The organism is Vibrio sp. Vb1574 (genome assembly GCF_033338675.1).
Genome location: NZ_JAWOTC010000026.1, coordinates 24960 through 50432, shown reverse-complemented (window position 1 = coordinate 50432; position 25473 = coordinate 24960). Strand labels below are relative to the sequence as shown.

General features: G+C 44.4%; 21 protein-coding genes. 10 read left to right on the top strand and 11 right to left on the bottom strand.

Features of this window, described 5'->3' with window-relative positions; all coding sequences use genetic code 11:
* Positions 1-12: 12 nt before the first annotated feature.
* Positions 13-993, bottom strand: a complete 981-nt coding sequence (cra, locus tag R7O12_RS15850) for a catabolite repressor/activator (protein ID WP_064354757.1) — start codon at positions 991-993, stop codon at positions 13-15.
* 373 nt (positions 994-1366) lie between these two features.
* On the opposite strand from cra, the gene fruB reads away from it, so the two are divergent.
* Genes fruB through fruA form a run of 3 tightly spaced genes read left to right on the top strand, consistent with a single transcriptional unit; the run spans position 1367 to position 5233 of the window.
* Complete coding sequence (gene fruB / locus R7O12_RS15845; RefSeq protein ID WP_005386065.1) at positions 1367-2500, top strand: fused PTS fructose transporter subunit IIA/HPr protein; 1134 nt, start codon at positions 1367-1369, stop codon at positions 2498-2500.
* Between the two features lie 9 nt (positions 2501-2509).
* Complete coding sequence (pfkB, locus tag R7O12_RS15840) at positions 2510-3481, top strand: 1-phosphofructokinase (protein ID WP_086047420.1); 972 nt, start codon at positions 2510-2512, stop codon at positions 3479-3481.
* An 18-nt stretch (positions 3482-3499) separates the two neighbouring features.
* Positions 3500-5233 carry a PTS fructose transporter subunit IIBC gene (fruA, locus tag R7O12_RS15835; RefSeq protein ID WP_318126094.1) on the top strand — a complete coding sequence of 578 codons (1734 nt, stop codon included), beginning with the start codon at positions 3500-3502 and terminating at the stop codon, positions 5231-5233.
* Between the two features lie 82 nt (positions 5234-5315).
* Here fruA and R7O12_RS15830 read toward each other — a convergent pair whose 3' ends face one another.
* From R7O12_RS15830 to R7O12_RS15815, 4 genes are all read right to left on the bottom strand, one after another.
* Positions 5316-6026, bottom strand: coding sequence for a hypothetical protein (locus tag R7O12_RS15830; RefSeq protein WP_064369268.1), 711 nt, complete (start codon positions 6024-6026; stop codon positions 5316-5318).
* A 175-nt stretch (positions 6027-6201) separates the two neighbouring features.
* Positions 6202-9261 carry an efflux RND transporter permease subunit gene (locus R7O12_RS15825; RefSeq protein WP_005376413.1) on the bottom strand — a complete coding sequence of 1020 codons (3060 nt, stop codon included), beginning with the start codon at positions 9259-9261 and terminating at the stop codon, positions 6202-6204.
* Positions 9261-10322, bottom strand: coding sequence for an efflux RND transporter periplasmic adaptor subunit (locus R7O12_RS15820; RefSeq protein ID WP_318126092.1), 1062 nt, complete (start codon positions 10320-10322; stop codon positions 9261-9263). Before R7O12_RS15820 ends, R7O12_RS15825 begins: the two co-directional genes overlap by 1 nt.
* Complete coding sequence (locus R7O12_RS15815; protein WP_104976115.1) at positions 10322-11395, bottom strand: efflux RND transporter periplasmic adaptor subunit; 1074 nt, start codon at positions 11393-11395, stop codon at positions 10322-10324. Before R7O12_RS15815 ends, R7O12_RS15820 begins: the two co-directional genes overlap by 1 nt.
* 160 nt (positions 11396-11555) lie before the next feature.
* On the opposite strand from R7O12_RS15815, the gene vdeR reads away from it, so the two are divergent.
* A complete protein-coding gene (gene vdeR, locus R7O12_RS15810) occupies positions 11556-12284 on the top strand; it encodes an efflux transporter transcriptional repressor VdeR (RefSeq protein WP_005376423.1) in 729 nt (242 codons plus the stop codon).
* Between the two features lie 71 nt (positions 12285-12355).
* Here vdeR and gcvT read toward each other — a convergent pair whose 3' ends face one another.
* Complete coding sequence (gcvT, locus tag R7O12_RS15805; RefSeq protein WP_005376426.1) at positions 12356-13474, bottom strand: glycine cleavage system aminomethyltransferase GcvT; 1119 nt, start codon at positions 13472-13474, stop codon at positions 12356-12358.
* Between the two features lie 260 nt (positions 13475-13734).
* Positions 13735-14358, bottom strand: coding sequence for a helix-turn-helix domain-containing protein (locus R7O12_RS15800; protein ID WP_005376429.1), 624 nt, complete (start codon positions 14356-14358; stop codon positions 13735-13737).
* Between the two features lie 380 nt (positions 14359-14738).
* Between R7O12_RS15800 and R7O12_RS15795 the strand changes: the two genes are divergently transcribed.
* The 3 genes from R7O12_RS15795 to gcvP all read left to right on the top strand — a co-directional run bounded on the left by R7O12_RS15795 (position 14739) and on the right by gcvP (position 19459).
* On the top strand, positions 14739-16034 hold the full coding sequence (locus tag R7O12_RS15795) for a serine hydroxymethyltransferase (protein WP_005376430.1): 1296 nt from the start codon (positions 14739-14741) through the stop codon (positions 16032-16034).
* A gap of 53 nt (positions 16035-16087) precedes the next feature.
* Positions 16088-16468 carry a glycine cleavage system protein GcvH gene (gene gcvH / locus R7O12_RS15790; RefSeq protein WP_005376432.1) on the top strand — a complete coding sequence of 127 codons (381 nt, stop codon included), beginning with the start codon at positions 16088-16090 and terminating at the stop codon, positions 16466-16468.
* 126 nt (positions 16469-16594) lie between these two features.
* Positions 16595-19459 (top strand): aminomethyl-transferring glycine dehydrogenase, encoded by a 2865-nt coding sequence (gcvP, locus tag R7O12_RS15785; RefSeq protein WP_318103893.1) that lies wholly within the window; start codon positions 16595-16597, stop codon positions 19457-19459.
* Positions 19460-19700: 241 nt separating this feature from the next.
* Here gcvP and R7O12_RS15780 read toward each other — a convergent pair whose 3' ends face one another.
* The 3 genes from R7O12_RS15780 to R7O12_RS15770 form a co-directional block, all read right to left on the bottom strand.
* Complete coding sequence (locus R7O12_RS15780) at positions 19701-20102, bottom strand: VOC family protein (protein WP_005388788.1); 402 nt, start codon at positions 20100-20102, stop codon at positions 19701-19703.
* Positions 20103-20352: 250 nt separating this feature from the next.
* Positions 20353-21180 (bottom strand): MBL fold metallo-hydrolase, encoded by an 828-nt coding sequence (locus R7O12_RS15775; RefSeq protein WP_225452537.1) that lies wholly within the window; start codon positions 21178-21180, stop codon positions 20353-20355.
* A gap of 266 nt (positions 21181-21446) precedes the next feature.
* Positions 21447-22352, bottom strand: coding sequence for a LysR family transcriptional regulator (locus R7O12_RS15770; RefSeq protein WP_115386627.1), 906 nt, complete (start codon positions 22350-22352; stop codon positions 21447-21449).
* Between the two features lie 93 nt (positions 22353-22445).
* Here R7O12_RS15770 and R7O12_RS15765 point away from each other — a divergent pair, with 93 nt between their 5' ends.
* The 3 genes from R7O12_RS15765 (at position 22446) to R7O12_RS15755 (ending at position 24859) form a co-directional block, all read left to right on the top strand.
* Positions 22446-23357, top strand: coding sequence for a DMT family transporter (locus R7O12_RS15765; protein ID WP_318103896.1), 912 nt, complete (start codon positions 22446-22448; stop codon positions 23355-23357).
* A 195-nt stretch (positions 23358-23552) separates the two neighbouring features.
* Positions 23553-24014: a carboxymuconolactone decarboxylase family protein gene (locus R7O12_RS15760; RefSeq protein WP_042520770.1), complete on the top strand. Its 462-nt coding sequence runs from the start codon at positions 23553-23555 to the stop codon at positions 24012-24014.
* Between the two features lie 104 nt (positions 24015-24118).
* Positions 24119-24859 (top strand): helix-turn-helix domain-containing protein, encoded by a 741-nt coding sequence (locus tag R7O12_RS15755; RefSeq protein WP_005376444.1) that lies wholly within the window; start codon positions 24119-24121, stop codon positions 24857-24859.
* A gap of 119 nt (positions 24860-24978) precedes the next feature.
* Here the strand turns inward: R7O12_RS15755 and R7O12_RS15750 are convergent, their stop codons facing one another.
* Positions 24979-25473: a YcxB family protein gene (locus tag R7O12_RS15750; protein ID WP_033906521.1), complete on the bottom strand. Its 495-nt coding sequence runs from the start codon at positions 25471-25473 to the stop codon at positions 24979-24981.

Sequence of the window (25473 nt, the reverse complement as noted above, 5' to 3'; positions counted from 1 at the left end):
CTATTTAGTGACTTAGTGACGTTTCACAATTTTACGCGGGATAAGTTCTACGCCAGGCTTGTAACGCTTAGCGGAAGCGTTGAGTGCTAACTCCATTGCGCTGTCCGCGATCAACTCAAACTGTTGAGGCAAAGAGTTGATTTTCACTGGCAAGAAGTCCAGCAGTCGATTATCACCAAACGTCGCTAGGCGAACTTTGCTCATGAGTTCTGGCTTTTCGAGCATCACATCCAACACGCCTTCTAACAGTGTGTATGACGTTGTGACAATGGCATCTGGCAGCTCGTTCTCTGTTAACCATCTCTCTAAGACTTTCTTGCCTTCTTCCCGGGAGAAGTGTTGTCCATAACCCACTGTTGCCGTTTTACCACCTTGTTGAGAAGCAGATAGAAAACCGAGCTCACGCTCTTTTGAGACTTGAAGATCTTGCAATGCACCGATTAAGCCAATGGACTTAATACCCTCTGACAGTACTGACTGAGTGAGTTCAAGTGCGGCATCAAAATCTTCGCTGATGACACAACAAAAGTGCTCATCATCCATTGGACGGTCTAACGCGATAACTGGCGTACCAGAATTTTGCAACTTAAGATAATACTCGTTTGCAGTGGGCATACCACTTGCCACAAACAACGCATCAATACGACGACTGACTAATGCTTCCGCCACCTTTTGCTCTGTATCAGGATCATCATCAGAGCAGCCAATCAAAATTTGGTACCCCGCTTTCCGGGAGTTCTGCTCTATCAGCTTTGCAAGACGCGCATAACTGGTGTTCTCTAAGTCTGGGATGATAAGCCCAAATGAGCGTGAATTACCTGCCCGCAAGGAAGACGCCGCATGATCTGGCTTATAATTGTACTCTTCTACAACGGCCATCACCTTTTTCTGAGTCTTCTCGCTGATGCGGTATTTCTGCGCTTTTCCGTTAATCACATAGCTTGCAGTTGTCTTAGAAACACCCGCTAATTTGGCTATTTCATCCAGTGTCATATTCTAAACCTTATTCTGTGCGCGCGATCATATTAATACATCAACGATCTTTCGATAAGTTGAATTATAAGCTGAACCGATTCAGTATAAAAGCTGAAAGGATTCAGCAAAACTTAAAAATTGACGTAAATCACCTGAATACACAACAAACCAATTTGTAGGCTAGGCTATAGGACAGCGGCAAAGGCTCGTTTGTTAACCTCAGTTTTTAAAACAGTTTTTCTGAGTCTTTTAAAAAATTTACCAACAAGCTGAATCGATTTAGCTTGAAAGATAAAAGGTTTGAGGAGTGATAAGCGCTCAGAAGAAGCGGCGTTCAACTTCTCACACAGAATACATTTTTAAATTGATACCTTAAGGCTGGAGAAGCACCATGCTTAAGCTAAATAAGAACGACATTACCCTCTCGCAATCAGCGACAGATAAGTTTGAAGCAATAAAGAGTATTGCTCATAGCCTGACTGATAAAGGCCTAGTTGAGCAAGGTTACGTTGAAGGCATGCTAAACCGTGAAAACCAAAACTCTACGTTTTTGGGGAACGGTATTGCCATACCGCACGGTACAACCGACACTCGTGCAATGGTGAAAACAACGGGTGTTGCTGTGCACCACTTCCCACAAGGTGTCGACTGGGGTGATGGCAATACTGTGTTCGTCGCTATCGGTATCGCAGCTAAATCTGATGAGCACCTTGGCATTCTTAAACAGCTCACCAAAGTGCTAGGCGCAGATGGCGTAGAAGAACGTCTGCGTAATGCAAAAAATGAAGACGAAATCATCGCCCTACTGCACGGTGATGTTCAGCTTGAAGCAGACTTTGACGCTTCTTTAATTCAACTGATGTTCCCTGCGAGCGACATGCTACAGATGAGTGCTGTTGCTGGTGGTCTGTTGAAAAATACGGGATGTGCTGATAACGAATTCGTTGCAGATCTCGTTACCAAACAACCAACTCACTTAGGTAATGGCCTGTGGTTAATTGGCAGTGACAAACATGTCACTCGCACAGGTGTGTCATTTGTCTCGACGGCAAACGACTGCGAATATGAAGGTCAAAAAGTGCGTGCACTTGTCGCGTTCGCGGCATGTAACAATGCTCACCAACCTATCCTAAAAACGCTTTCTAATATTGTGTTTAACAATGAACACGGCAAGCTTTTAGATGCATCAGTAGAACAGATTCTTGCTTTGTTCAAAGGTGAAGAAGTCACAGCTGCATCTTCAGAAGAAGGCAATACCGCTGTATTTAAAATCAAAAACTCTCACGGCCTACATGCTCGTCCGGGGGCAATGTTAGTCGCAGAAGCGAAAAAGTTTGAATCCACTATACGTGTTTCCAACCTAGACGGAGATGGAAAAGCAGTAAACGCGAAGAGCCTAATGAAAGTCATCGCGCTGGGCGTTAAGCACGGTCACCAACTTCAATTTACAGCAGAAGGCCCTGATGCGCCGCAAGCCTTGGAGTCTATCGGAAATGCAATCGCTTCTGGCCTTGGTGAAGGTTAAGGATCCGATATGACAAACAAAACAAATAAGGTTGTCACTATTACGCTCAACCCGGCATTGGATTTAACAGGTTCAGTAAATGAACTAAACGTTGGTTCCGTGAGCTTAGTACAGCAAAGCAATCTCCACGCTGCTGGTAAAGGTGTCAACGTAGCAAAAGTATTGAGCGATTTAGGCGCAGACGTCACGGTTACCGGCTTTCTTGGTAAAGATAACCCTGAACTATTTCATCAGCTTTTCAATGACATCAACGTTAAGAATGAATTTGTGGAAGTAGAGGGTGCCACTCGTATCAACGTTAAGCTGGTTGAGGCCAATGGCAACGTCAGTGATATCAACTTCCCTGGCGTTCAAGTAACGACCAACGAAATTACTCGCTTTGAGGAGACACTATTTCGTCTAGCGGAGACGCATGATTACTTTGTACTTGCAGGTAGCTTACCTAGAGGCGTAACCGCCGAACAATGCGCTGCATGGATAGAAGCACTGCATCAACAAGGCAAAAAGGTGTTGTTCGACAGTAGCAAAGCCGCATTGAAGTCAGGTATTGAAGCTCACCCATGGTTAATTAAACCTAACGATGAAGAACTTGGTGATTTTGTTGGCGAACATCTAGAAACGCCTGAACAATGCCAAGCTGCTGCGCAAACACTGAGCGACAAGGGCATAGAAAACATCGTGGTTTCTATGGGACCTGACGGTGTTATGTGGCTCAACCAAGGCGAATGGCTTAGTGCAAAACCGCCTCGAATGAATGTAGTGAGCACCGTTGGCGCAGGCGATACGCTGGTCGCTGGCTTGTGTTGGGGCCACATGCAACTGATGCCTAAAAACGATTTATTGCGCTTCGCTACGGCACTTTCTGCTTTGGCAGTTAGTCAAGTTGGCGTAGGGCTAACCAGTCAGGAAGAACTGGAAAATATCAAGCGACAAACTGAAGTTAGCGCGCTTTACCCTATTACAAACTTAGAACAAAACTAAGGAACAGAAGGTTATCGTATGAATATTGCCATTATTACTGCCTGTCCGAGCGGTGTAGCAAATAGCATCCTTGCGGCAGGATTACTAGAACAAGCCGCCGCAAAATTAAACTGGAATGCCAAAATAGAATGTCAATCAAGTGTGGTTGAACCAACACTATTGACGGAAGCTGACGTTGAACAAGCAGAAGTCATTGTCATTGCGGCAAATACTAGCGTCGACACTTCTCGTTTTGTAGGAAAAAAGGTTTACCAAGCGGAAATTAACGAAATAGCAAAAGACGCAACTGCGTTTCTCCAGCAAGCGGTTGAAAACGCCACTTTACTTGAAAAAGCAACCACACTTGCAGCCCCTATCATTGCTGAAGCAACATCAAAGAAGATTGTTGCAATCACGGCATGCCCTACTGGCGTTGCGCATACCTTTATGGCGGCAGAAGCTTTAGAAGAAGAAGGCAAGCGTCGTGGTCATCAAATCAAGGTGGAAACTCGTGGTTCAGTTGGCGCTAAAAACCAACTGACTGAGCAAGAAATTGCAGATGCCGATCTGGTGATCATTGCTGCGGATATTGAAGTGCCACTTGATCGCTTTAACGGCAAAAAGATGTACCGCACGAAAACAGGTCCAGCTCTGAAAAAAACAGCCGAAGAGATGGACAAAGCATTCGAGCAAGCCACGGTGTATCAACATTCTGGTTCAGCTAACTCTTCATCTTCCACCGAAGAGAAAAAAGGCGCTTACAAACACCTGATGACCGGTGTGTCTCATATGCTGCCTGTGGTTGTCGCAGGTGGTTTGATCATCGCTCTATCTTTCGTGTTCGGTATTGAAGCCTTTAAAGAAGAAGGCACACTAGCAGCAGCCTTGATGAACATTGGTGGTGGCTCTGCATTCGCATTGATGATTCCTGTACTTGCTGGCTATATTGCGTTTTCAATCGCTGACCGTCCTGGTCTCGCTCCTGGTCTTGTTGGCGGTATGCTAGCAAGTTCTACTGGCGCAGGTTTCCTTGGCGGTATCGCGGCTGGTTTCATTGCTGGTTACGCAGCGAAACTCCTCGCAGATAAGGTGAAACTGCCACAATCGATGGAGGCGCTAAAACCGATTCTGATCATTCCATTTGTGGCAACATTGTTCACCGGACTTGTCATGATCTACATCGTAGGCGGCCCAGTTTCAGGCATCATGAACGGCCTGACTGACTTCCTAAACAACATGGGTTCTGACAGTGCAGTACTACTGGGTATTATCCTTGGCGCTATGATGTGTTTCGACCTAGGAGGCCCGGTAAACAAAGCCGCTTACGCATTTGGTGTTGGCCTTCTGGCTTCACAAACTTACGCACCAATGGCGGCAATCATGGCCGCAGGTATGGTTCCTGCGCTAGGTATGGGTTTAGCGACCTTCATTGCGAAGAACAAATTTGAACAAAATGAACGTGAGGCTGGTAAAGCATCATTTGTCTTGGGCCTGTGTTTCATCTCTGAAGGCGCAATTCCATTTGCTGCGAAAGATCCAATGCGCGTGATTCCATCTTGTATGGCCGGTGGCGCGCTTACTGGTGCCCTATCGATGCTATTCGGTGCGAAATTAATGGCACCACACGGCGGTCTATTCGTGCTGCTAATTCCTAACGCAATTTCACCAGTATTAATGTATTTAGTGGCTATTGCAGCAGGTACAGCGGTAACTGGCTTTACTTACGCATTCTTAAAAAGCAAAGCAGAAGCGAAACAAGAAGTCACAGCTTAATTAGAGCGACTCCGGTTAACAATGCCACCCTCGAATTTGGCATTTAGCACCTCCCTTTAATTCCGGTTAAGGGAGGTGTTTTTTATTCCGCAGCCGGAACGGCTACAATGTCTACTTCCCCACTGCTCATATCCACCGTTGCTTGATAAGCGCTATGCGGGTCACCGTAGTGCTTGAAGGTAAAGTGGTAAACGTTAGCTGGCGTCCACAAGGTTTTTGAATCTGCGGGCAGAATGTCATAGCCGTCTTGCTGATAAAGCTCTGTCGCCATTACATTTGCGATTGCCGCCTGCTGGTTAGCGTCTCGATCCACCTTTGGCTCTAGTGACGGGTTACTTGGATAAGATTCACCGTTGTAACTCATAAGTCGATATGAGCCATTACTCCAAACGATAAAGTCCTGCCAACCATTACTGTAACTGTCGGCTAGTACAATAGGCGTGCGAGTTACCGACATTCGATTAATAACGTTTCCCTCATTATCAAACATATATGCAGAGCAGCCACCACTACCACAGAAATAGCGATCTTGAAGCAACACTATGTGTTCTGCCTTTCCGTCGCTGTTTAGGTCGGCGCTACCCGATAGATAACGTAGATTGTCTTGCTCGAGCGACAGCCCTTCAGGGGCTAAAACCTTACTATCAATCCAACTGGAAATTACTTCAGCACTAACACTGTTGACTTTAGGGGCAGGTTGTTTGGTTTCTGTCGGCATGCTATCCGTCGCGGTGCAGCCAACCAAGGTGAAAGAACCAACGAAGAAGAGTCCGTTTAATATGCGCTTATTCATGTAATCTCAATCTTTGATGTGTCGTTACATCAGTATACGCATGATTTGCATTGTAATCGTAAGAAAATCATTAAAATCAAGCAAATGAATGGTTTGGTATATATTAGTAAGATCAAAAAAGCCCCGAAGAAAACCTTCAGGGCTAGGCAGGAAGCTGGCAAATAGCCAGGAGTCCCTATGCAGTGGTCGGTTTTACCCTAAACAGAATTGCAAACATCACTGGCACCACTATCAGTGTCAGTACAGTAGCAAAACCAAGACCTGCCATAATCGTTATTGCCATCGAGCCAAAGAAGGCGTCGAAGACCAGTGGAATCATCCCCAAGATAGTTGTTAGCGCAGCCATACTTACCGGACGAACGCGGCTTATCGCACTATCAACAATCGCGAGGTAAGGATCTTTACCTGACTCCAACTCAAGGTTAATTTGGTCAAGCAACACAATACCGTTTTTCAAAATCATGCCACTTAGGCTTAACAAACCAAGGAATGCTGTAAAACTGAACGGCATGTTCGTGGTAAGCAAACCAAAAGCAACGCCAATGATCGCTAACGGAACGGTGAACCAAATGACCAACGGCTTTTTGATTGAGTTAAACAGTAAAATAGTAATGATGAACATCAACAAGTAACCCATCGGCAATGAACCGAATAGGCCTTCTTGTGCATCTTTGGATGATTCGTACTCACCACCCCATGTGATTTCGTACCCTTCTGGAACATGCAATGCCATCACTTTAGGCTGTACACGAGCAAATAAGCTTGCTGCCGTGTCGTCACTCAACACATCATGGTCCGCGAGAACGGTTAACGTACGCTTACGGTCACGACGCTGAATTAGCGGCTCACTCCAATCCAGTTGAACGCCATCAATCACTTGATCAACCGGAATATAAGTTTGCAACGAAGGACTCCAAATGGTCACGTTTTGTAGTGATTCAAAATCTACGCGTTCTTCTTCAGGAAGGCGTGTCATAATTGGCAACGTATGTGTACCATCACGCAAGTAACCTAAGGTGCTACCACCAAACGCCATTTGCAGTGTGCTTGAAAGATCTTCTTTCGAAATACCTAAGCGACGAGCTTTAGACTCATTGAAAACGGGTACAAGTTCCTTGGTGCGCTCTCGCCAATCGTGACGAATGTTTCGGGCACCAGGATCGGTATGAAGGATGTCTTCAACTTGCACCGCCAAGTCACGTAAAACTTGTGGATCAGGGCCAGTAATACGCGCTTCGATCTTAGACGCTGGTGATGGACCAAATTCCATCAATTTAAACTGGAACGTAGGCGCATCAAATGTTTTCGCCAGATTCTCATCTAACTTATGCAGTAAACCAAACATTTTCTCACGATCAGTCGCGCGAACTTGGAACTGCGCGTACGCTTCGTAACTTTTTTCTGGTTGATAGGTTAAAGCAAAACGCTGTAGGCCCTGCCCAATCGAAGCAGAAACAAAGTCAATATCATCTTGCTGACGAATGTAGCTTTCGACCTCTTCAGCTTTTTTAATCGTTTCACGGATGTCAGTACCCTCTGGCATCCACATATCCACGTAGAACATCGGCGTATTCGATGGTGGGAAGAACTGCTGTTTTACATTACCAAATGCCACGACAGCACCCACTAATAGCGCCACCATGCCAGCAACGGTAAGCCAGCGGAATCGCAATGCAAATTTCAGTGATGCCCCAAATACGACAAACAACCAGCCTTTATAAGGATCATCTTCGCTAGTACCCTGCTCTTTGTTTTCCTCTTTCAACAAAAGATCGGCAAGGAAAGGCGTCAGTGTAATAGCGGTAATCCAGCTTAAAAATAGTGAGAAACACAGCACCCAGAATAGAGAGCCCATGAACTCACCTGTCGCATCTTGCGACAAACCGATAGGTGCAAAAGCCGTAATTGCAATAACAGTTGCGCCCAGCAAAGGCCATTGTGTTTGCTTTACAATATCGACAGCCGCTTGAACTTTGGTACGCCCTTTCTTTAGGCCAACCAATATGCCTTCCACGACAACAATCGCGTTATCAACCAGCATACCCAAGGCAATAATTAACGCGCCAAGAGAAATACGATGCAGTTCGATGTTGTTGTAATTCATCAAAATGAAGGTACCAAATACCGTCAATAACAACACAACTCCAATGATGACACCACTGCGTAAACCCATAGTAAACAGCAACACAATGATTACGATCGCCACTGCCTCCGCTAGACTAATTACAAACGCTTTAACAGATTCATCCACCTCATTGGCTTGGTTGTAAAAGTAGTTCATATCGATGCCAGCAGGCTTGATAGACTCTAGGCTCGCGAGCTCCGCATCCAAACGTTCACCAACCTCAACCACGTTCACACCCGACGCAAACGAGATACCGATATTAATCGCTTTTTGACCGTTAAAGAGTACGACGTTGCCTGGCTTCTCTTGAATACCGCGAGAAATCGTTGCTACGTCTTTTAGACGAATTAGATTTCCTGTGTCACGGCCATGAATGATCAGATTTTCTAGTGCTTCTACAGTGTTTAAGGTGCCGCTTGGGCGAATAACAAGGCTTTCGCCATTGACCATCACTTCACCTGCTGAAACCACATTGTTTTGCTGGTTCAACAAGCTCGAAACCACATTCATGTCTAAGTTCAGTGCAGCAAGGCGATCAAGTGAGATCTCAACGAATAGCATTTCTTGCTGATCGCCCGTGATGTCTACCTTACCAACACCATCAACAAGCTCGATTTCACGGGTCAGGTAATCCGCATAACGTTTCAGCTCTACATAGTCGTAATCGTCACCAGTGAGCATTAACATCACGCCATAAACGTCACCGAAATCATCAATGATCTGTAAAGACTGAACACCTTGAGGCAATGATGGTCGTAAATCATTAATTTTACGGCGCATTTCATCCCAAATTTGCGGCAGTTCATCAGGACCATAGTCCATTTCCATGCTCACCGTTATTTGAGACATACCATTAGAAGACGTAGAGGTAATTTTGTCGATATAAGGGAGTTTTCGAATCTCTTTTTCTAGAGGATACGTCAGCTCTTCTTCAACTTCTTTTGACGTCGCGCCAGGGTATGTTGAGATGATCATGGCATCTTTGATCGTAAATGCCGGGTCTTCTAATCGTCCAAGCTCCAAAAATGACGTTAAACCACCAACAGCAAGGATAATAATGAACAACCAGCTGATGACTTTGTTTTTTATTGAATACTCAGCAATGTTCATTATTGGTTATTCTCCACAACATCCACATGTTTACCTTCGCGTAATTTACGCAGATTTGAATTAATCAGAATATCGCCCTGGCTAACACCTGACGACACAATGGCTCCATTGCCATTCACTTGAGAAATCATGACAGGCACTCGTGTGACAATGTCACCTTCTTTTTTCCACACAAAGAACTCATTACCTTCACTGCCTGCTTGAAGCGCCGTGACAGGAACACTGTAACCATCAATAGAGGTAATGCCCGCCTTCACCATATCGACCAAAACGCTTACGCTGGTTCCCGGCAATATCTCTGTTTTTGGCTGTGGCATCGTCAAGTACATTTCGTAGGTTTGAGTTTCAGCGTTGGGTTCACTTGTGTGCTCTAAATAGTCCAAAGCAAATCTGCCATCGATGCCGGAGAAGGTTGCTCTAGGCTTGTAGATCATGCTGTCTGAGTTTGGGTCTACCATCGCTAAAACATTGTCGGAAAGCTCAATTCGCACGTAAACCAAATCGTTTTGGTATAGGTTTAACACGGGTTCACCAATTGCCACACGCTCAAAACGTTCTTTGAAAACATCAGATACTTTACCGGCGAACGGGGCGAATAGACGGGTGTAATTCAATTGATTGGTCGCGTTATAGAAAGTAGCCTCAGCTAGCTCTTTATTGGCGGTTAGCTCATCAAGTTCCGCTTTTGAAATCATTTGACGTGCATGCAAGTCTTCACCGCGTTTAAGCTGACGAATTGCAAGTGTGTATTGTGCTTCTGCGTCATTCACGGCTTGCTTCTCTTTGCTATCATCTAGCTTTGCGATCATTTGCCCCTGCTTCACAACGTCACCCGCTTTAACCAATACGTGCTGAACTTCCCCAGCGCGGCGAAATGCCATTGGCGTTTGCTCTGCAGGCACTACTATGCCTTTGAACGCGCGATGTTGACTTTGTACTGGTGCATCCACCGAGATAGTCGACACAAAAAGTGACTGCTCGACGATAGCTTGGTTTTCATTTTTGCACCCTGTTAAAACTGCAAGTGCAATCGCAGAGATCGTAAGTAGAGAACGTTTCATTAAATGCCTCCCTCACGAACCCAAGCTTTCACCACTTGTCCTTCAACCAGTCTCTCAACACCAGCAATAACAACGTAATCATTGTTATCAAGCCCGGCTTTCACACCACCTGCTGCGTCAAGTGACACAGTGACTTTATTGACCTGCTGCGTGCTTCTGTCCATTACCCAAACTTCACCTTGCGTCCCATTTTTGTTGACCCAAGCAGACTGAGGTAACGTCATCGCGTCCGATACATGTTGTTTAGCAATGTGTACCTGCCCTGTCATACCTGTCAGCAAATTGCGATCTTCTGGTCGAGTGATGGTCACGATCGCCTCATAACTATTGGTATCGATGTTTGGCTGCGTCGAAATTTCTTTAAATTGCCCAGGAATACGTTTTCTTGGCTCGCTATCCATCGTCACCCACATATCGGAGTTTTGCAGTGACTCAAGTGATACAGATTCCGCATAACTTACTGGCAAGGTGAACGACACATCCAACGTCGTGTTATCAATGAGATTCAAGATCTCCTGCTTCTCTGCTACTACCTGAAACGGGTTGACATAGGTATATGACACAATGCCATCAAACGGTGCATGAATTTTGGTATAGCTCAAATCGGTTTTAGCTTGTTCGTAGTTCGCCAATGCCGCTTTATATTGAGTTTCTTTCTGATCGTACTCATCAGTACTAATGAGTTTTTTTCCGTAAAGGTTTTTCGCGCGGTCCCATTGTGTTTTCGCTAACGCGTACTGCGCTTGAGCGGCATCTAACGCAAGCTGAAGATCTTTAGGGTCTAACGTTGCGAGCACTTCACCTTTTTGGACCTTTTGACCCATGCGTACACGTAATTCATCAACCTCTCCACCAACCTGAAAAGAAAGCTGCGCGCGATGTGTTGCATCAATACGCGCTAAAAAGGCGTGCGAGTCTTCAAGTTCTAGGTCTTTCACCGCCAGTAATTTTACAGGTTTGATTAAAGGTTCAGACGGCTCAGAAATGGCTTTATTACACCCAGTTAGCATCCCAGAAAGACTTAATGTCACCACTGCGCCAACTAAAGTGCGCTTTAAATATTGTTTTCGCACCCGCTTTCTCCGTAGGTTTTATATATTACACAGCCGTGCAGTATAAGCAGAATTTGAAATTGATCAACATATTTTCCAGGTGGATAGCAAATTAATTAGTCAAAGCGTTCGGTTTCTGGTAAAAGTAAGCGCGTGATTAATATTCGGGAAAATTCGAACTATGAATGAAAGAAAGCAGGGGCGTAGAAGTGCTGAAGCAGCAGAACAAACTAAGTGTCTGATCCTTAAGGTGGCAGCAGATATGTTTTGTGAACTTGGTTACGAGCGTGTCTCGCTGCGCAATATCAGTGAAAAGGCTGGTGTTTCACATAGTTTGATCCGTCACCACTTCGGCAGCAAAGAGAAAATCTGGCAAGCGGTTAGCGATGCAATGGACGAGTTCATGCAGTGCTATATGGCTGAACTCATCAATGAAATGCCGGAGAACACACCTTCGAATAGAAAAATTTATCTGTTTATGGTTCGCATGCTAGCATTTGCTCTCGTCAATCCTCACCCAGTACAGATGATCGCCGATGCCATTCGACAAGGCGATGATGGTGCTCTGCTGCAGTATTTCTTAAAGTCAAAAGATGAGTTCGCTGCGATATTTACCGGAATTTTCGAGCAGTACAACAGCGAAAACCCTAATGCACAATTTGATCAGTGGGAATCAAAGTGGCAAATGTTGATCTTCGCACATGGTGCTGTCAGTCTCGCGCCAATGATGCAAGAAACATGGCCGGATATTGCAGATAATCGCGAAAAACTGCTGATCAAGCATTGGGAATTGTTTAATACCATTATGGCCTCTCAATTTGGGATCCCAAAAGAAGAGATGATTCATCCGGAAAAGCTTGAAGATATCGTTATTGATATGTGCTGTACTATTGATGAAGCAGTAAACTAAAAGTAAACAAGCGAAAAGAAGACATAAAAAATGCCGAGCTACAAAGCTCGGCATTTTTGTTTCAATTCGTTTTAACCACGGTAGTAACGTTGTGGTACGAACGGCATTTTTTCAACTGTCATTGGTAGCATTTTACCACGCACTTCAGCGAACACTTCAGTACCAATCGCCGCCAAATCCGCACGAACATAACCCATTGAGACTGGCTTACCTGCATTCGGACCCGCCGTACCGCTGGTTACAACGCCAATTTTAACGCCGTCAGCATCAAACAGTTCAACACCTTCACGCACTGGCGCTTTGGTTTGACCTACTAGACCCACACGCTTACGCGCCACATCTTTAGTCTCAATCTGCTTAAGAATAATGTCTGCGCCAGGGAAACCACCTTCACGTTCACCACCAATACGACGAACTTTTTGGATACCCCATAGCAAGCTCGCTTCAACAGGTGTTGTTGCTGTGTCTAGGTCATGACCGTATAGACAAAGGCCACACTCAAGACGAAGTGAATCACGAGCACCAAGGCCAATCCATTCAACTTCATCTTCCGCAGTCAGTTTACGTGCTAGCTCTTCCGCTTTGTCAGCAGGAACCGAGATTTCGTAACCGTCTTCGCCTGTATAACCACTACGAGAAACAATGCACTCGGCGCCTAAAACATCGACTTTACAAATATCCATGAACAGCATTTCAGAAACTTCTGGTGCAAAACGCGCCAATACAGCCGCCGCTTTAGGGCCTTGGATTGCAAGTAGAGCTCGGTCTTCGATAATTTCTAGCTCAACACCAGATGGTAAATGCGCTTGTAGGTGTGCGATATCTTGTGCTTTACATGCTGCGTTCACAACCACAAACAGATGATCGCCTAGGTTAGCCACCATCAAGTCGTCCATGATGCCGCCCTCTTCATTAGTGAAAAAAGCGTAACGCTGTTTACCAGACTCAAGATCCACAATATCCACTGGGACTAATGTTTCTAGGAACGCAGCTGCACCGTCACCAATTAGGCGAAGCTGTCCCATGTGAGAAACATCAAACAGACCTGCCGCATCACGAGTATGTAAGTGTTCCTTCTTTACGCCTAGAGGATACTGAACAGGCATATCGTAACCCGCGAACGGGACCATTTTGGCACCAACTTCAACGTGAAGTGCGTGTAGTGGTGTTTTCAGTAGTTCTTGAGTCATTTTCGTCTCCATTTAGATAGACCCGAGAATGCTATCGGCATTCGATGTGTTTCCAATAATAAACATGGCTCATTCTATTTTGCACGAACAAGACGTAGATCGACTTGCAAAAGTGTGACTCTTAACATTTTAATCACAACAAATCGTACAAAAAAAGCGCTTTAATGAGCAAGTTCTCATCAAAAAAGCGCTTTTTCATCATAACGACCACCAACAGCAATCGTTTGCTTTCACTATAGGAAATTTACAAGTATTTATCACTATTTGGCTGTCACCCACAAAATGAGCGCATCTTCCTCGCTAACACTGGTCAACATATGTCCCATATTTGCATCGTAATAAACGCTGTCTCCCTCGCTTAAAACAACAGGTTCGTAAAACTCAGAATAGAACATGACCTCACCAGATAAGATAAGTAAAAATTCTTCGCCGTCATGACGAACCCAGTCTTTATATTCATCAAAACTACGAGCTCGAATTTGGCTCTTAAACGGCATCATTTTCTTATTGGAAAGTTGAGTAGCGAGCAGTTCATGTTCATAAGTTTGTGTTGGGTGTGGTTTACCTTCATTCTTCTTGGTAACATCCCTGCGCCCTGTCGCTACCTTTTTTCTAGGTGGTTCAAAGAGTTGTGGCATGTCAATTTGTAAGCCTAGTGCCAATTTTTGCATCGCTTGAAACGTCGGGGAGATCTGCTCATTTTCTATTTTGCTCAGTGTAGATCGAGCAAGCCCGGTTCGCTGACTCGCTTCTTCTAATGTGATACCAAGTTTCGAGCGGATATCCTTAATACGCTGGCCCAGTTTTAACGGCTCGATATTTTGGTCATGTTGCTCTTTTGCCAACGTCATCGATGGGTATTCATCGTAAATACTTTCTGCCATAAATCCCTCTATAGATATCCATATTTTTTGTCTTACTCGCATTGTGCATGAAGCACATAGTGGATAGAAGTCCACCAAGTGAATTAAAGCGTGCTCTTGTTAACAAATTTTGAAATCTTGTTTCCTATAGGAAATTTTCGGTTGATTGTTCCCGCCACAGGCGCTATGTTACCAACTTGTTAGATGTAGAGATGCATATTTCCGTAAGAGATTGGTAAAGGAAACACGCAATCCAACGGAGTTTTTTGCCCAAATTTAGGGCCGGATGTTCACTCTGTTCTGCTACGCAGTTCAGCTGTTTTTGAGGACAAATGAACCACAACCGCAAATCATAACTCATCTATTGCGGGTTCATTTTCAGATTTGGAAGGTCAACTACCATGAATAAGAGTTACCCTAACCACAGCTTGGAAAACTTTTTCTCTACCAACCTCTCTGCGACAGATGATGCTGTCTTTGCTGGAATTCAAGCGGAATCCGCTCGCCAAAACGAACAAATCGAACTTATCGCTTCTGAAAACATTGTTTCTAAAGCGGTAATGCAAGCTCAAGGCACATGCCTAACAAACAAATACGCTGAAGGTTACCCAGGTCGCCGTTACTATGGTGGTTGTGAGCACGTAGATACAGTGGAAGCCATTGCTATCGAACGCGCAAAAAAACTTTTCAATTGTGAATACGCAAACGTTCAACCACACTCAGGCGCACAAGCAAACGGCGCAGTAAAGCTGGCACTGCTTCAACCTGGTGACACCATTCTTGGTATGTCTTTAGACGCAGGTGGTCACCTGACGCACGGCGCACGCCCTGCACTTTCTGGTAAATGGTTTAATGCAGTTCAATACGGTGTTGATCGCGAAACACTAGAAATTAACTACGAAGATGTTCGTGAGCTTGCACTTGAGCACCAACCTAAAATGATCATCGCAGGTGGTAGCGCTATTCCACGTACTATCGACTTTGCAAAATTCCGTGAAATCGCAGACGAAGTAAATGCAATTCTTATGGTCGACATGGCGCACATCGCTGGTCTTATCGCAACAGGCGCACACCCTAGCCCACTGCCACACGCACACGTTGTTACGACTACAACACACAAAACATTGCGTGGCCCTCGCGGCGGTATGATTCTTACTAACCACGAAGACATCATTAAGAAAATCAACTCAGCCGTATTCCCTGGCCTACAAGGTGGCCCACTGATGCACGTTATCGCAGCCAAAGCGGTCGCATTTGGTGAAGCGCTTGGCCCTGAATTTAAAACTTATATTGATTCGGTGATCAATAACGCAAAAGTCCTAGCGGAAGTATTGCAAACTCGCGGTTGCGACATCGTAACTGGTGGCACAGACACGCACCTAATGCTGGTTGACCTTCGTCCGAAAGGGTTGAAAGGCAATAAAGCAGAAGAAGCTCTAGAGCGTGCTGGGATCACATGTAACAAAAATGGCATCCCATTCGATACGGAGAAGCCTATGATTACATCGGGCATCCGTTTAGGAACGCCTGCGGGTACAAGCCGCGGCTTTGGCGCTGAAGAATTCAAACTCATCGGTAATTGGATTGGTGACGTACTGGACGGTTTAGTGAACAACCCTGAAGGTGACGCAGAAGTTGAAAAACGCGTTCGCAAAGAAGTAAAAGAACTTTGCAGTCGCTTTCCTCTATACCAGTAAACGATTTTTTTGAAATCATAATAATTCCTGACAAGTTATTCGGAGATTAAGCAATGGACAAAACACTGAAGTTTGCAGATAGCCACGAGTGGGTACGTGACAACGGTGACGGCACAGTAACAATTGGTATTTCTGAGCATGCACAAGAAATGCTAGGTGACGTGGTATTCGTTGACCTACCAGACGTAGAAGATGAAGTTGAAGCAGGTGAAAGCTTCTCTCTCGTTGAATCTGTAAAAGCAGCGTCAGACATCTACGCACCAATCACTGGTGAAATCGTAGAAATCAATGAAGAACTAGAAGACAGCCCAGAGCTAATTAACGAAGAGCCGTACGAAGGTGGCTGGATCGTAAAAGTGAAGATGTCTGATGTATCTGAACTAGATAACCTGAAAGACGCAGACGAATACCTAAACTCTATCGAAGAAGAGTAATTAGGATGTGACGAAAGCTGTTCCCTAGCCTGTTTAGAGAACAGCTTTTTTTCTAGGTTCGGACGTATAATTTAATTTATCAGTAACGCAAATCCGTTACCCGAACCAAGGAGTAGGTAAAGGACAATGACTGAATTACTTCAAAGCCTCAGCACACAAAACGAGTTCGTTGCTCGCCACAATGGACCAAACAAATCTGACCAACAGAAAATGTTGGAAGCGATCAACGCAGTTAGCCTAGATTCGCTTATCGACGAAACCGTACCAGCACAAATTCGCCTAGAGCAACCAATGAGCTTGGCAGAAGCGAAAAGCGAAGCAGACATGCTGGCAGCAATGCGTAAGTTCGCCGATCGGAACCAAGTTAAACGTACATTCATTGGTCAGGGTTACTACAACACCTTCACGCCGAACGTGATTCTACGCAACGTGATGGAAAACCCGGGCTGGTACACCGCTTACACCCCTTACCAACCAGAGATCTCACAAGGTCGTTTAGAAGCACTTCTAAACTACCAACAAATGGTGATGGATCTTACTGGTATGGAAATCGCGAACGCGTCATTGCTCGATGAAGCAACGGCAGCAGCAGAAGCGATGACACTTTGTAAGCGTGCGGGTAAAAGCAAGAGCAACGTATTCTTCGTTGCTGACGACGTTCACCCACAAACCATCGAAGTGGTAAAAACTCGTGCGAAATTCATCGGCTTTGAAGTCTTGGTTGGTTCTTTAGAATCACTACCAGAGCAAGACGTGTTCGGCGCACTAGTTCAATACCCAAGTACAACAGGTGAAGTTCGTGACCTAACGGACATCATCGCTAAAGCGCAAGCAAACAAAACACTAGTGACTGTAGCAACGGACCTTCTTGCTTCTACCCTACTTAAACCTGCAGGTGAAATGGGCGCAGACGTAGCAATCGGTTCAGCACAACGTTTTGGCGTGCCGATGGGTTACGGCGGTCCACACGCTGCTTTCATGGCAACGCGTGATAAGCACAAGCGTACAATGCCTGGTCGTGTTATCGGTGTTTCTATCGATACCAATGGTAACCAAGCACTGCGTATGGCAATGCAAACGCGTGAACAGCACATCCGTCGTGAAAAAGCGACATCAAACATCTGTACTGCTCAAGCACTGCTAGCGAACATGGCGTCTTTCTACGCGGTTTACCACGGCGCAGAAGGTCTACGCACGATTGCTCGTCGTACGCACCACATGACAGCCATCCTAGCCGCTGGCCTAACTAAAGGCGGCTTCGAGCTTGCTCACAACAGCTTCTTCGACACCATCACTATCAACACAGGCGCACAAACTGAAGACCTATACGCGAAAGCACTAACCGCAGACATCAACCTACGTAAGTTGGATACTCAGCTAGGTGTGAGCTTCGACGAAACCACAACCGTGGCAGATGTAGAAGCCCTATTCGCAGTATTCGGTGTGAAAGAAGAAGTCGCAGCACTATCAACTGAAATCGCAGGCAACGAGTTTGCAGCCATTCCAGAAGCATTGCGCCGCACAACAGAATATCTAACACACCCTGTGTTTAACACGCACCACAGCGAAACACAGATGATGCGTTACCTAAAACAGCTAGAGAACAAAGACTTCTCACTCACGCACGGCATGATCCCACTGGGCAGCTGTACGATGAAGCTGAACGCAGCAGCAGAGATGATTCCAGTAACTTGGCCTGAGTTTGGTTCGATCCACCCGTTCGCACCAGCAGAACAAGCAGCTGGTTACGCTGCACTCGCAAAAGACCTTAAAGAAAAGCTATGTGAAATCACTGGCTATGACGCATTCTCACTACAACCAAACTCTGGTGCATCGGGTGAGTACGCAGGTCTTATCGCGATTCAACGCTACCACGAAAGCCGTGGCGAAGGTCACCGCAACGTATGTTTGATCCCAAGCTCTGCGCACGGTACTAACCCTGCGACAGCATCTATGGTGTCAATGAAAGTGGTTGTGGTTAAGTGTGATGAAGAAGGCAACATCGACATCGACGACCTAGCAGCGAAAATCGAGAAACACAAAGACAACCTATCAAGCATTATGATCACTTACCCTTCTACGCACGGCGTTTACGAAGAGAAAGTGAAAGAAGTGTGTGAAATGGTTCATGCCGCTGGTGGTCAGGTTTACCTAGACGGCGCTAACATGAACGCGCAGGTTGGTCTAACATCACCAGGCTTCATCGGTTCAGACGTTTCTCACCTAAACCTACACAAAACCTTCTGCATCCCGCACGGTGGTGGCGGTCCGGGTATGGGTCCTATCGGTGTGAAATCTCACCTAGCTCCTTTCTTACCAGGGCATATTGAAGACGGTGTAGAAGGCGCAGATTTCGCAGTATCAGCAGCAGATATGGGTAGCGCTTCTATCCTGCCTATCTCTTGGGCTTACATCGCAATGATGGGCGAAGCTGGCCTAACAGATGCTACAAAAGTAGCAATTCTGAACGCAAACTACGTGATGGAAACACTTCGCCAACACTACCCTGTTCTTTACCGTGGCAAAAATGGCCGCGTAGCGCACGAATGTATTATCGACATTCGTCCGCTGAAAGAAGAAACAGGTATCAGCGAAGAAGACATCGCGAAGCGTCTAATGGACTACGGTTTCCACGCACCAACTATGTCGTTCCCTGTAGCGGGCACGCTAATGGTTGAGCCAACGGAATCGGAAGATCTAGAAGAGCTGGACCGCTTCTGTGATGCGATGATCGCTATCCGCGAAGAAATGGAGAAAGTGAAAAACGGTGAATGGCCACTGGATAACAACCCACTTGTTAACGCGCCACACACACAAGTTGATCTTTCAGCTGAAGATTGGGACCGCCCTTACTCTCGCGAGATTGGCTGCTTCCCGTCTAAAGCGACCAAATCTTGGAAGTACTGGCCAACGGTAAACCGCGTAGATAACGTATACGGCGACCGTAACCTAATCTGTTCATGCCCAAGCATCGATAACTACGAAGATTAATTTTTGTAGTCTCTAAATCGACAAAGGCGAACCGTTTGGTTCGCCTTTTTGTTTTTGGTGTGCCGCCCTAACACTTGTTGATACATCGAGAAGGAATGATGGCTAGTTATTGTTTGCACAAAAGTGATTTAGAAATACAGTAACTTCTGAGAACCTTTGAATTAGCACTAATATCTCAGAGCCTTAAAGGCTTGTTGGAAACTCCTCATGAACACTATGCTATGCAGGTGCTATGTAGTTTCTAGTTCAGTTGCAGTAAGTCCCATTTATTACCATAGAGATCTTGGAACACCACCACTGTCCCGTATTCTTCCACACGAGGCTCTTCATTAAATACAACACCATTTTTCTTCATCAACTCGTAGTCACGCCAAAAATCATTAGTTTGCAGAAACAGGAAAACACGACCACCTGTTTGATTTCCTACTGCATGCGTTTGCTCCGGTGTACTCGCTTGAGCTAAAAGTAGGTTTGTACCATTGGAGTTTGGAGGAGAAACTTGAACCCAGCGTTTACCACCACCTAGGTTGGTATCTTCAACCAGAGTGAATTGAAGTTTTTGAGTATAGAATTCGATAGCATCGTCGTAATTTTCAACGACTAGAGCAATGTTTCCGATTTGCTGCTGAACAGTTTTGGCCATGATGATTTCCGCTGTGTCAAAACGCTAATTGTACTCTATTTTGAGACTTTTCTAGAAAGCACATAACGCCTTGCAAATGTGTAAGGCACACAATACGAATGCTTACGCACGGCGCCTTTGTCACTAGAACCGACAAACAATATAGCTGCCACCAGTGTCGAATCTTGATTGAGCAACTTATTAAAGCCTTAGCTATAACTCAAGAGCAAATCTCTAACCTAATAAAGAAGGCTGCTCGTATACCACGGTATTATAGTTCTTCTAGTTTTCCCTTAGCTAAATCTTCTTGTTGCTTAAGGAACATGAAGAAGTTTGCCTCACTGATAAACGGGTTACCGCTTGTGCCGAGCTTCTTCCTATTTTCAAAAAGGAAATTTTTATGTGGATGGTTCGAAAGGTTAACGTTCACAATAGGTGCCTGTAGTGAAATTTTTCTAATTTTCTCCATGCTAGTCAGGAACTGGCCAATAACTTCTGGATCATTGCTACTTACGCTATGCCCACCAACGATAAAAGCACGATATTGTTCGCCATTATCTTCAACAGTGAAGTCTAAGGAATAATCACCTTCCGTGTGGCCAGGTGTGAGATAGAACTTAAACTCATGTCCACCAATAGCCATAGAGCTATCGCTTTTTATCTCTATGTCTAAATTTGGAGGAAGGAACTTGTTCTCACCTTCGCTTTTGTTTGATTGCTGTATAGATAGTTCATGAGCGCTTTTGGTCATCACGACTTTGGAACCATACTTCTCTTGAAGTAACTGGGCGCCTCCAACGTGGTCAGAATGCCCATGAGTTACCAATATGTGCGTTATTGGCTTATCTTTTAGCCCTAGCTTCTCTAGGTTGATAGGTATCCACTCAGAGTAAGGGAAGTCAAGCGTATCAATGATAACGAGTCCGTCGTCTGTAGCAATGGCATATGATGAGACCCACTTGTCTCCTACATAATAGACATTATCAAACATTTGAAATGGTTCTACATAACCGTTCTTATCATTCATTGCTGGAACATATTGACTTAAGGAAGCAAAAGACGAAGCACTGAAAAGTAAACCTACAATAATTTTTTTCACGAAATCACACACAAATATATCCTTAATAATTTCTTATAGAACCTCGCGGATGAGAAAGCTCTAAACGATTTTCAGAGGCAAATACAACTGCAAATACTTTCTACTTAGCTTGAGTTTTAGCTGACCGAATCACTTGTAAACTCGAATCCCATTAACTGCCTATGTATTCATGATTCTTTTAGAGGTTAAATAAATGAACTCAATTGAAGCAGAGTCATGAAGCTTCACTTGAGGTTACCGGCACAGCACAATGTGATAAACCTCTTTCAAGCAAACATTTGAATGCGATTTTTCCAATTTAAGACATGTTCAATAAATGCATCAACTCTTGCAGGCCTTTTATCGCGGTCTCGATACATAATGAATACTTCTTTACCCGAGCATTGCCATTCTGGCAACAAAGGCAGCAGGTTATGTTGATCATGATTTAGCTCATGAAAGTAATAGGTTGGAATCCACGCAATTCCTAAACCATGGATGACGGCGTCTCTAACTAGCAGTACATCATTTGAAGTGAATTGAAACTTTAGCGGATGATCAAATGTTTCATTGGTGATTTGATTAACTAATTTCCATTGGCTGTCGTTGTTTACCGTAATTAGGCGATGATGAACAAGTTGTTCTGGATGGGTAATCGGTTGGTGTTGTTCTAAATAGCTTCGTGATGCACAAAGCGCAAATGGAATCGACCATAATTTCTGAGCAATCCAGTCTTGTTCAATAAGATCACCAAGACGAAAACTAACATCGACACGGTTAGATACAAGATTGATTTTTTCATTCTGTACATCTAAATCGATACATACCTTCGGATGTTGCTCTGCAAATTCATAAACGCACCGCTTTAACCACATCTGTGTCATGTTAATTGGCGCTGATATTTTGATCGTTCCGCTTAAAGACTGACGCTCAGTCGCAATTCTCGATGTCACATTATTTAAGCTAAGAAGTAGCGGCTCACAGAGTTGATAATATTTTTCGCCATCAGTTGTTAACGCAAAGTGGTGTGCACTGCGGTTAAATAGTCTGCAATTTAAGTTTGTTTCCAGCCTTTTTAACTTCCGGCTTAGCGTGGCTAACGGGACATTAAGACGCTCAGATGCTTGTGTTAGGCTTTGATAGCGAGCAACAGAAACGAATAACAAAAGATCATCCAAAGAGTGACGTTCCATATTTGGGATTAACCCTCTTAAATTTGGCGATTAAAAATCAAATATGAAATATATAGCATTATCGCGTCAAGTTAATTTTTATCAGGAAGATCTATGTCTAAACATTTATCAATTTGGTGCGGTGTTGTTGTCGCTATCTTTTTTTGGTCTAGTAACTTTAACGTAATAAAGGCTATTAATAGCGATGTCTCTCCTTTGGATTCAGCGACGTTACGATTTTCCGTTGCAGCTTTAATACTCTTACTGATAAGAGGTACTAAACGCTCTCCATATGGAGCCAAACTCACACGAAAAAGTATGTTGTCGTTGTTTGTTATAGCAACCGTGGGTGTAACTATCCAAAACTTCTCTATTTTCTCTGCAATGAGATTTACTACCCCAGTTAACGCAGCGGTTGTTCAGGCAAACCTACCACTTGTCACTATCTTGTTGTCGGGCTTTATTCTCAAAACTTCCATTTCGGTTAAAACTCTTTTAGATGCACTAATCAGTTTTTGTGGAGTGGTAATCGTCATTACAGGGGGAAATATTCATTCTATTAGCAGCAATAGTAATATTGGTGATCTATACATGTTATTTGCTTTAATTAGTGGGTGTTTATACACAATTCTAGCGAAGCGTTTAACATCTCATATCCCAGTAACTCAGCAGTTACGTTGGGTGTTAAGTATTGGTGCCATTCAAATGGTCGCTATAGCGATGTACCACGGCGACTTTAGCCGTAGCTTAAATGCCATAACATTTAAAGACCTAGCATTAATAGCTTACATGAGCCTGTTTGGAACTTTGATTGCTTATTACTTTTGGATGAAAGGCGCTATCGTTCTTGGTCCAGATAAGATGTCTCCATTATTTAATATTATGCCGGTATTCACTCTACTGATTTCGTTCATTTCTGGTGAGCAGGCTCAATGGGAAAATGTTTTAGGCGTCTTTATCGTTGCGGCTGGTGTGTATATAGGTAACTCAGCACCTTTTGCTCGTTTACGGAAGGTGGTGGAGTAAAAATAGACGCCAACCTTAAGTCCATTATTTAGAGCAATACTTTGTTAATTGGCATAAGTTTTCTTGGTTTCCAATAGGTACACTTTTCGCTTTCGTCGCTCACTCTTTTATCTAACTTTATTGAGTGCATGTCGAAAATCTTCAATCTTTTGCTAAGAGCGTTTTTTACTATGTAAAAAACAGAGGAGAATGACCATGAAAAAACGACTCAACTATATTGAAGTAGCGCCAAAAGCAATAGAAATCCTATACGCTCAGGAAGCTTACTTCCATGAACAATTTAGCCAATCAGAAACTATGAACATGATCATATGGGAACTGGTTAAGTTACGCATATCGCAAATCAATCAATGTGCATTTTGTATCGACATGCATAGTAAAGATGCGCTTCAGTTAGGTGAAAAGCCGGAACGCATATGGGGGCTTAGTGCATGGAAAGATATGCCATTCTACAGCGATGCAGAACACGTTGCACTAGGCTGGGCTGAACTACTAACTGCTGGCCTACCAGTAGATGATGATACCTATCAGCTGACCTTGAATACCTTTGGAGAAGAAGCTATGGTCAACCTAACAATTGCGATCAACGCGATCAATAGTTGGAACCGAATAGTTAAGGCATTTAAGCCAAAGGTTGGAGTCTATAAACCTCGATAATTCTATTTGACGGTTCTTACTTGTAAGCCACTGCTTATACCTCAACTTAATAGGATGAAAAGTACATGTGTATCACTTTCTCATTTAAGTTGAGGTTAAATAGGATGATTCATTTGAACTTAGAATTTGATATTTTAAAACCTCAAAAGGCTTTAGCTGGCTATGTTCAAGCCATTTGGTCAGCATCCGTCAAACCTGATACGACGCAAACCGTACGTAAACAATTACTCAGTGATGCTGGTACAGGTGTGGTATTCATTTTACAGAATGAAGTACAAATGGATGGTGAGTGGCAGACGCCGGGGGTTGTCCTACTGCCTATAAGCATTCTGGCACATCAGGTCTGCCTACCGCCAGGCGCGGTGATGACTGGCGTACGCTTTCATCCTGCTGTTGGTTATCAACTATTTGGTAAACGTCTAGAACAGCTATTGCGGATTCAAGACGACCACCCTTTGGCTTCTTCTGCACTAGCAACATTTGAGTCTCTGCAAACAGCGCGTTCGCCATATGCAAGGATTTCTACGTTATATCGCTGGGTTCAAACACTGATTGAGGAATATGAACCGCAGTATGTCGGCCACATTATTGAACAACCTACAGGGACCATCAGTCAGCGCCAGAGAGAGCGCAATTTTCAGAAATGGTTGGGGATTACTCCTAAACATTACCAACGCATTAAACGAGTGAAGCACACTTTAGAGCAACTCCGAGCGCAACCCGATCTTACTTTATCGGAATTGGCGCTGGAGCAAGGCTTTTCCGATCAAGCACACATGACTAGAGAGTGTAAGCAGATTGCGCGCATGACACCGAAGCAGTATGTCCGAAAGAGAAACCTCTAAGCCTTATTAGCTTTCTACATCAAACCCAATTGATTCAGAATCGACGATATACTTGCTACAATGTTCGATCATATATCACCTACTTTTTAGAACGCTCATTCCAGCTTGATGTGAGTTGGTTAGCTCGCTTTTGATGCTGCGTGCTGCTCTACCATAAACGCGATCACTTCTTCGTTTAAGCAAGATTTGCTGATGTATTGGCGTTGTTTACCAAGGTGAAGGATAAAGCCCAAATCAGTTTGTTCGAGTTGGTCGATATCATTCCAAGCGAGGCTGCGGTCAACTTTACCGCTTTTGTAGCGTACGCCATCTGCATTCACTTCAAACACCACTTTACTGCCGCGGCTTGAGCTGATGGTTTGACGCCACAGCCACCAAGTTCTTTTGAAGTAAACGCTGCACGCTTCAATCACACTCAATACGATAAAGAACCAACCGACGTAACCGTTAGGTAGCAGTTCAAACTCCAATAAAACCACACCAAAAATTAGAAAGAGGATCCCTTTCAAATACGCTTGCGGGAACTTAACTGGCTGGCTAGTTTGATCATAACACTCAGCAAAAAATGGCTTGTCGAGTGTGTATTCTGTAGTGAATTCGAAATCTTTAGACAT

What these genes read in the sequence shown, in the direction of transcription:
- R7O12_RS15780 (WP_005388788.1), bottom strand. Translation starts at nt 20,102, where the DNA reads ATGGCCAAAACTGTTCAGCAGCAAATCGGAAACATTGCTCTAGTCGTT.
- pfkB (WP_086047420.1), top strand. Translation starts at nt 2,510, where the DNA reads ATGACAAACAAAACAAATAAGGTTGTCACTATTACGCTCAACCCGGCA.
- R7O12_RS15830 (WP_064369268.1), bottom strand. Translation starts at nt 6,026, where the DNA reads ATGAATAAGCGCATATTAAACGGACTCTTCTTCGTTGGTTCTTTCACC.
- cra (WP_064354757.1), bottom strand. Translation starts at nt 993, where the DNA reads ATGACACTGGATGAAATAGCCAAATTAGCGGGTGTTTCTAAGACAACT.
- R7O12_RS15755 (WP_005376444.1), top strand. Translation starts at nt 24,119, where the DNA reads ATGATTCATTTGAACTTAGAATTTGATATTTTAAAACCTCAAAAGGCT.
- R7O12_RS15800 (WP_005376429.1), bottom strand. Translation starts at nt 14,358, where the DNA reads ATGGCAGAAAGTATTTACGATGAATACCCATCGATGACGTTGGCAAAA.
- gcvT (WP_005376426.1), bottom strand. Translation starts at nt 13,474, where the DNA reads ATGACTCAAGAACTACTGAAAACACCACTACACGCACTTCACGTTGAA.
- R7O12_RS15765 (WP_318103896.1), top strand. Translation starts at nt 22,446, where the DNA reads ATGTCTAAACATTTATCAATTTGGTGCGGTGTTGTTGTCGCTATCTTT.
- R7O12_RS15770 (WP_115386627.1), bottom strand. Translation starts at nt 22,352, where the DNA reads ATGGAACGTCACTCTTTGGATGATCTTTTGTTATTCGTTTCTGTTGCT.
- R7O12_RS15820 (WP_318126092.1), bottom strand. Translation starts at nt 10,322, where the DNA reads ATGAAACGTTCTCTACTTACGATCTCTGCGATTGCACTTGCAGTTTTA.
- R7O12_RS15750 (WP_033906521.1), bottom strand. Translation starts at nt 25,473, where the DNA reads ATGTCTAAAGATTTCGAATTCACTACAGAATACACACTCGACAAGCCA.
- gcvH (WP_005376432.1), top strand. Translation starts at nt 16,088, where the DNA reads ATGGACAAAACACTGAAGTTTGCAGATAGCCACGAGTGGGTACGTGAC.
- fruA (WP_318126094.1), top strand. Translation starts at nt 3,500, where the DNA reads ATGAATATTGCCATTATTACTGCCTGTCCGAGCGGTGTAGCAAATAGC.
- gcvP (WP_318103893.1), top strand. Translation starts at nt 16,595, where the DNA reads ATGACTGAATTACTTCAAAGCCTCAGCACACAAAACGAGTTCGTTGCT.
- fruB (WP_005386065.1), top strand. Translation starts at nt 1,367, where the DNA reads ATGCTTAAGCTAAATAAGAACGACATTACCCTCTCGCAATCAGCGACA.
- R7O12_RS15760 (WP_042520770.1), top strand. Translation starts at nt 23,553, where the DNA reads ATGAAAAAACGACTCAACTATATTGAAGTAGCGCCAAAAGCAATAGAA.
- R7O12_RS15825 (WP_005376413.1), bottom strand. Translation starts at nt 9,261, where the DNA reads ATGAACATTGCTGAGTATTCAATAAAAAACAAAGTCATCAGCTGGTTG.
- vdeR (WP_005376423.1), top strand. Translation starts at nt 11,556, where the DNA reads ATGAATGAAAGAAAGCAGGGGCGTAGAAGTGCTGAAGCAGCAGAACAA.
- R7O12_RS15795 (WP_005376430.1), top strand. Translation starts at nt 14,739, where the DNA reads ATGAATAAGAGTTACCCTAACCACAGCTTGGAAAACTTTTTCTCTACC.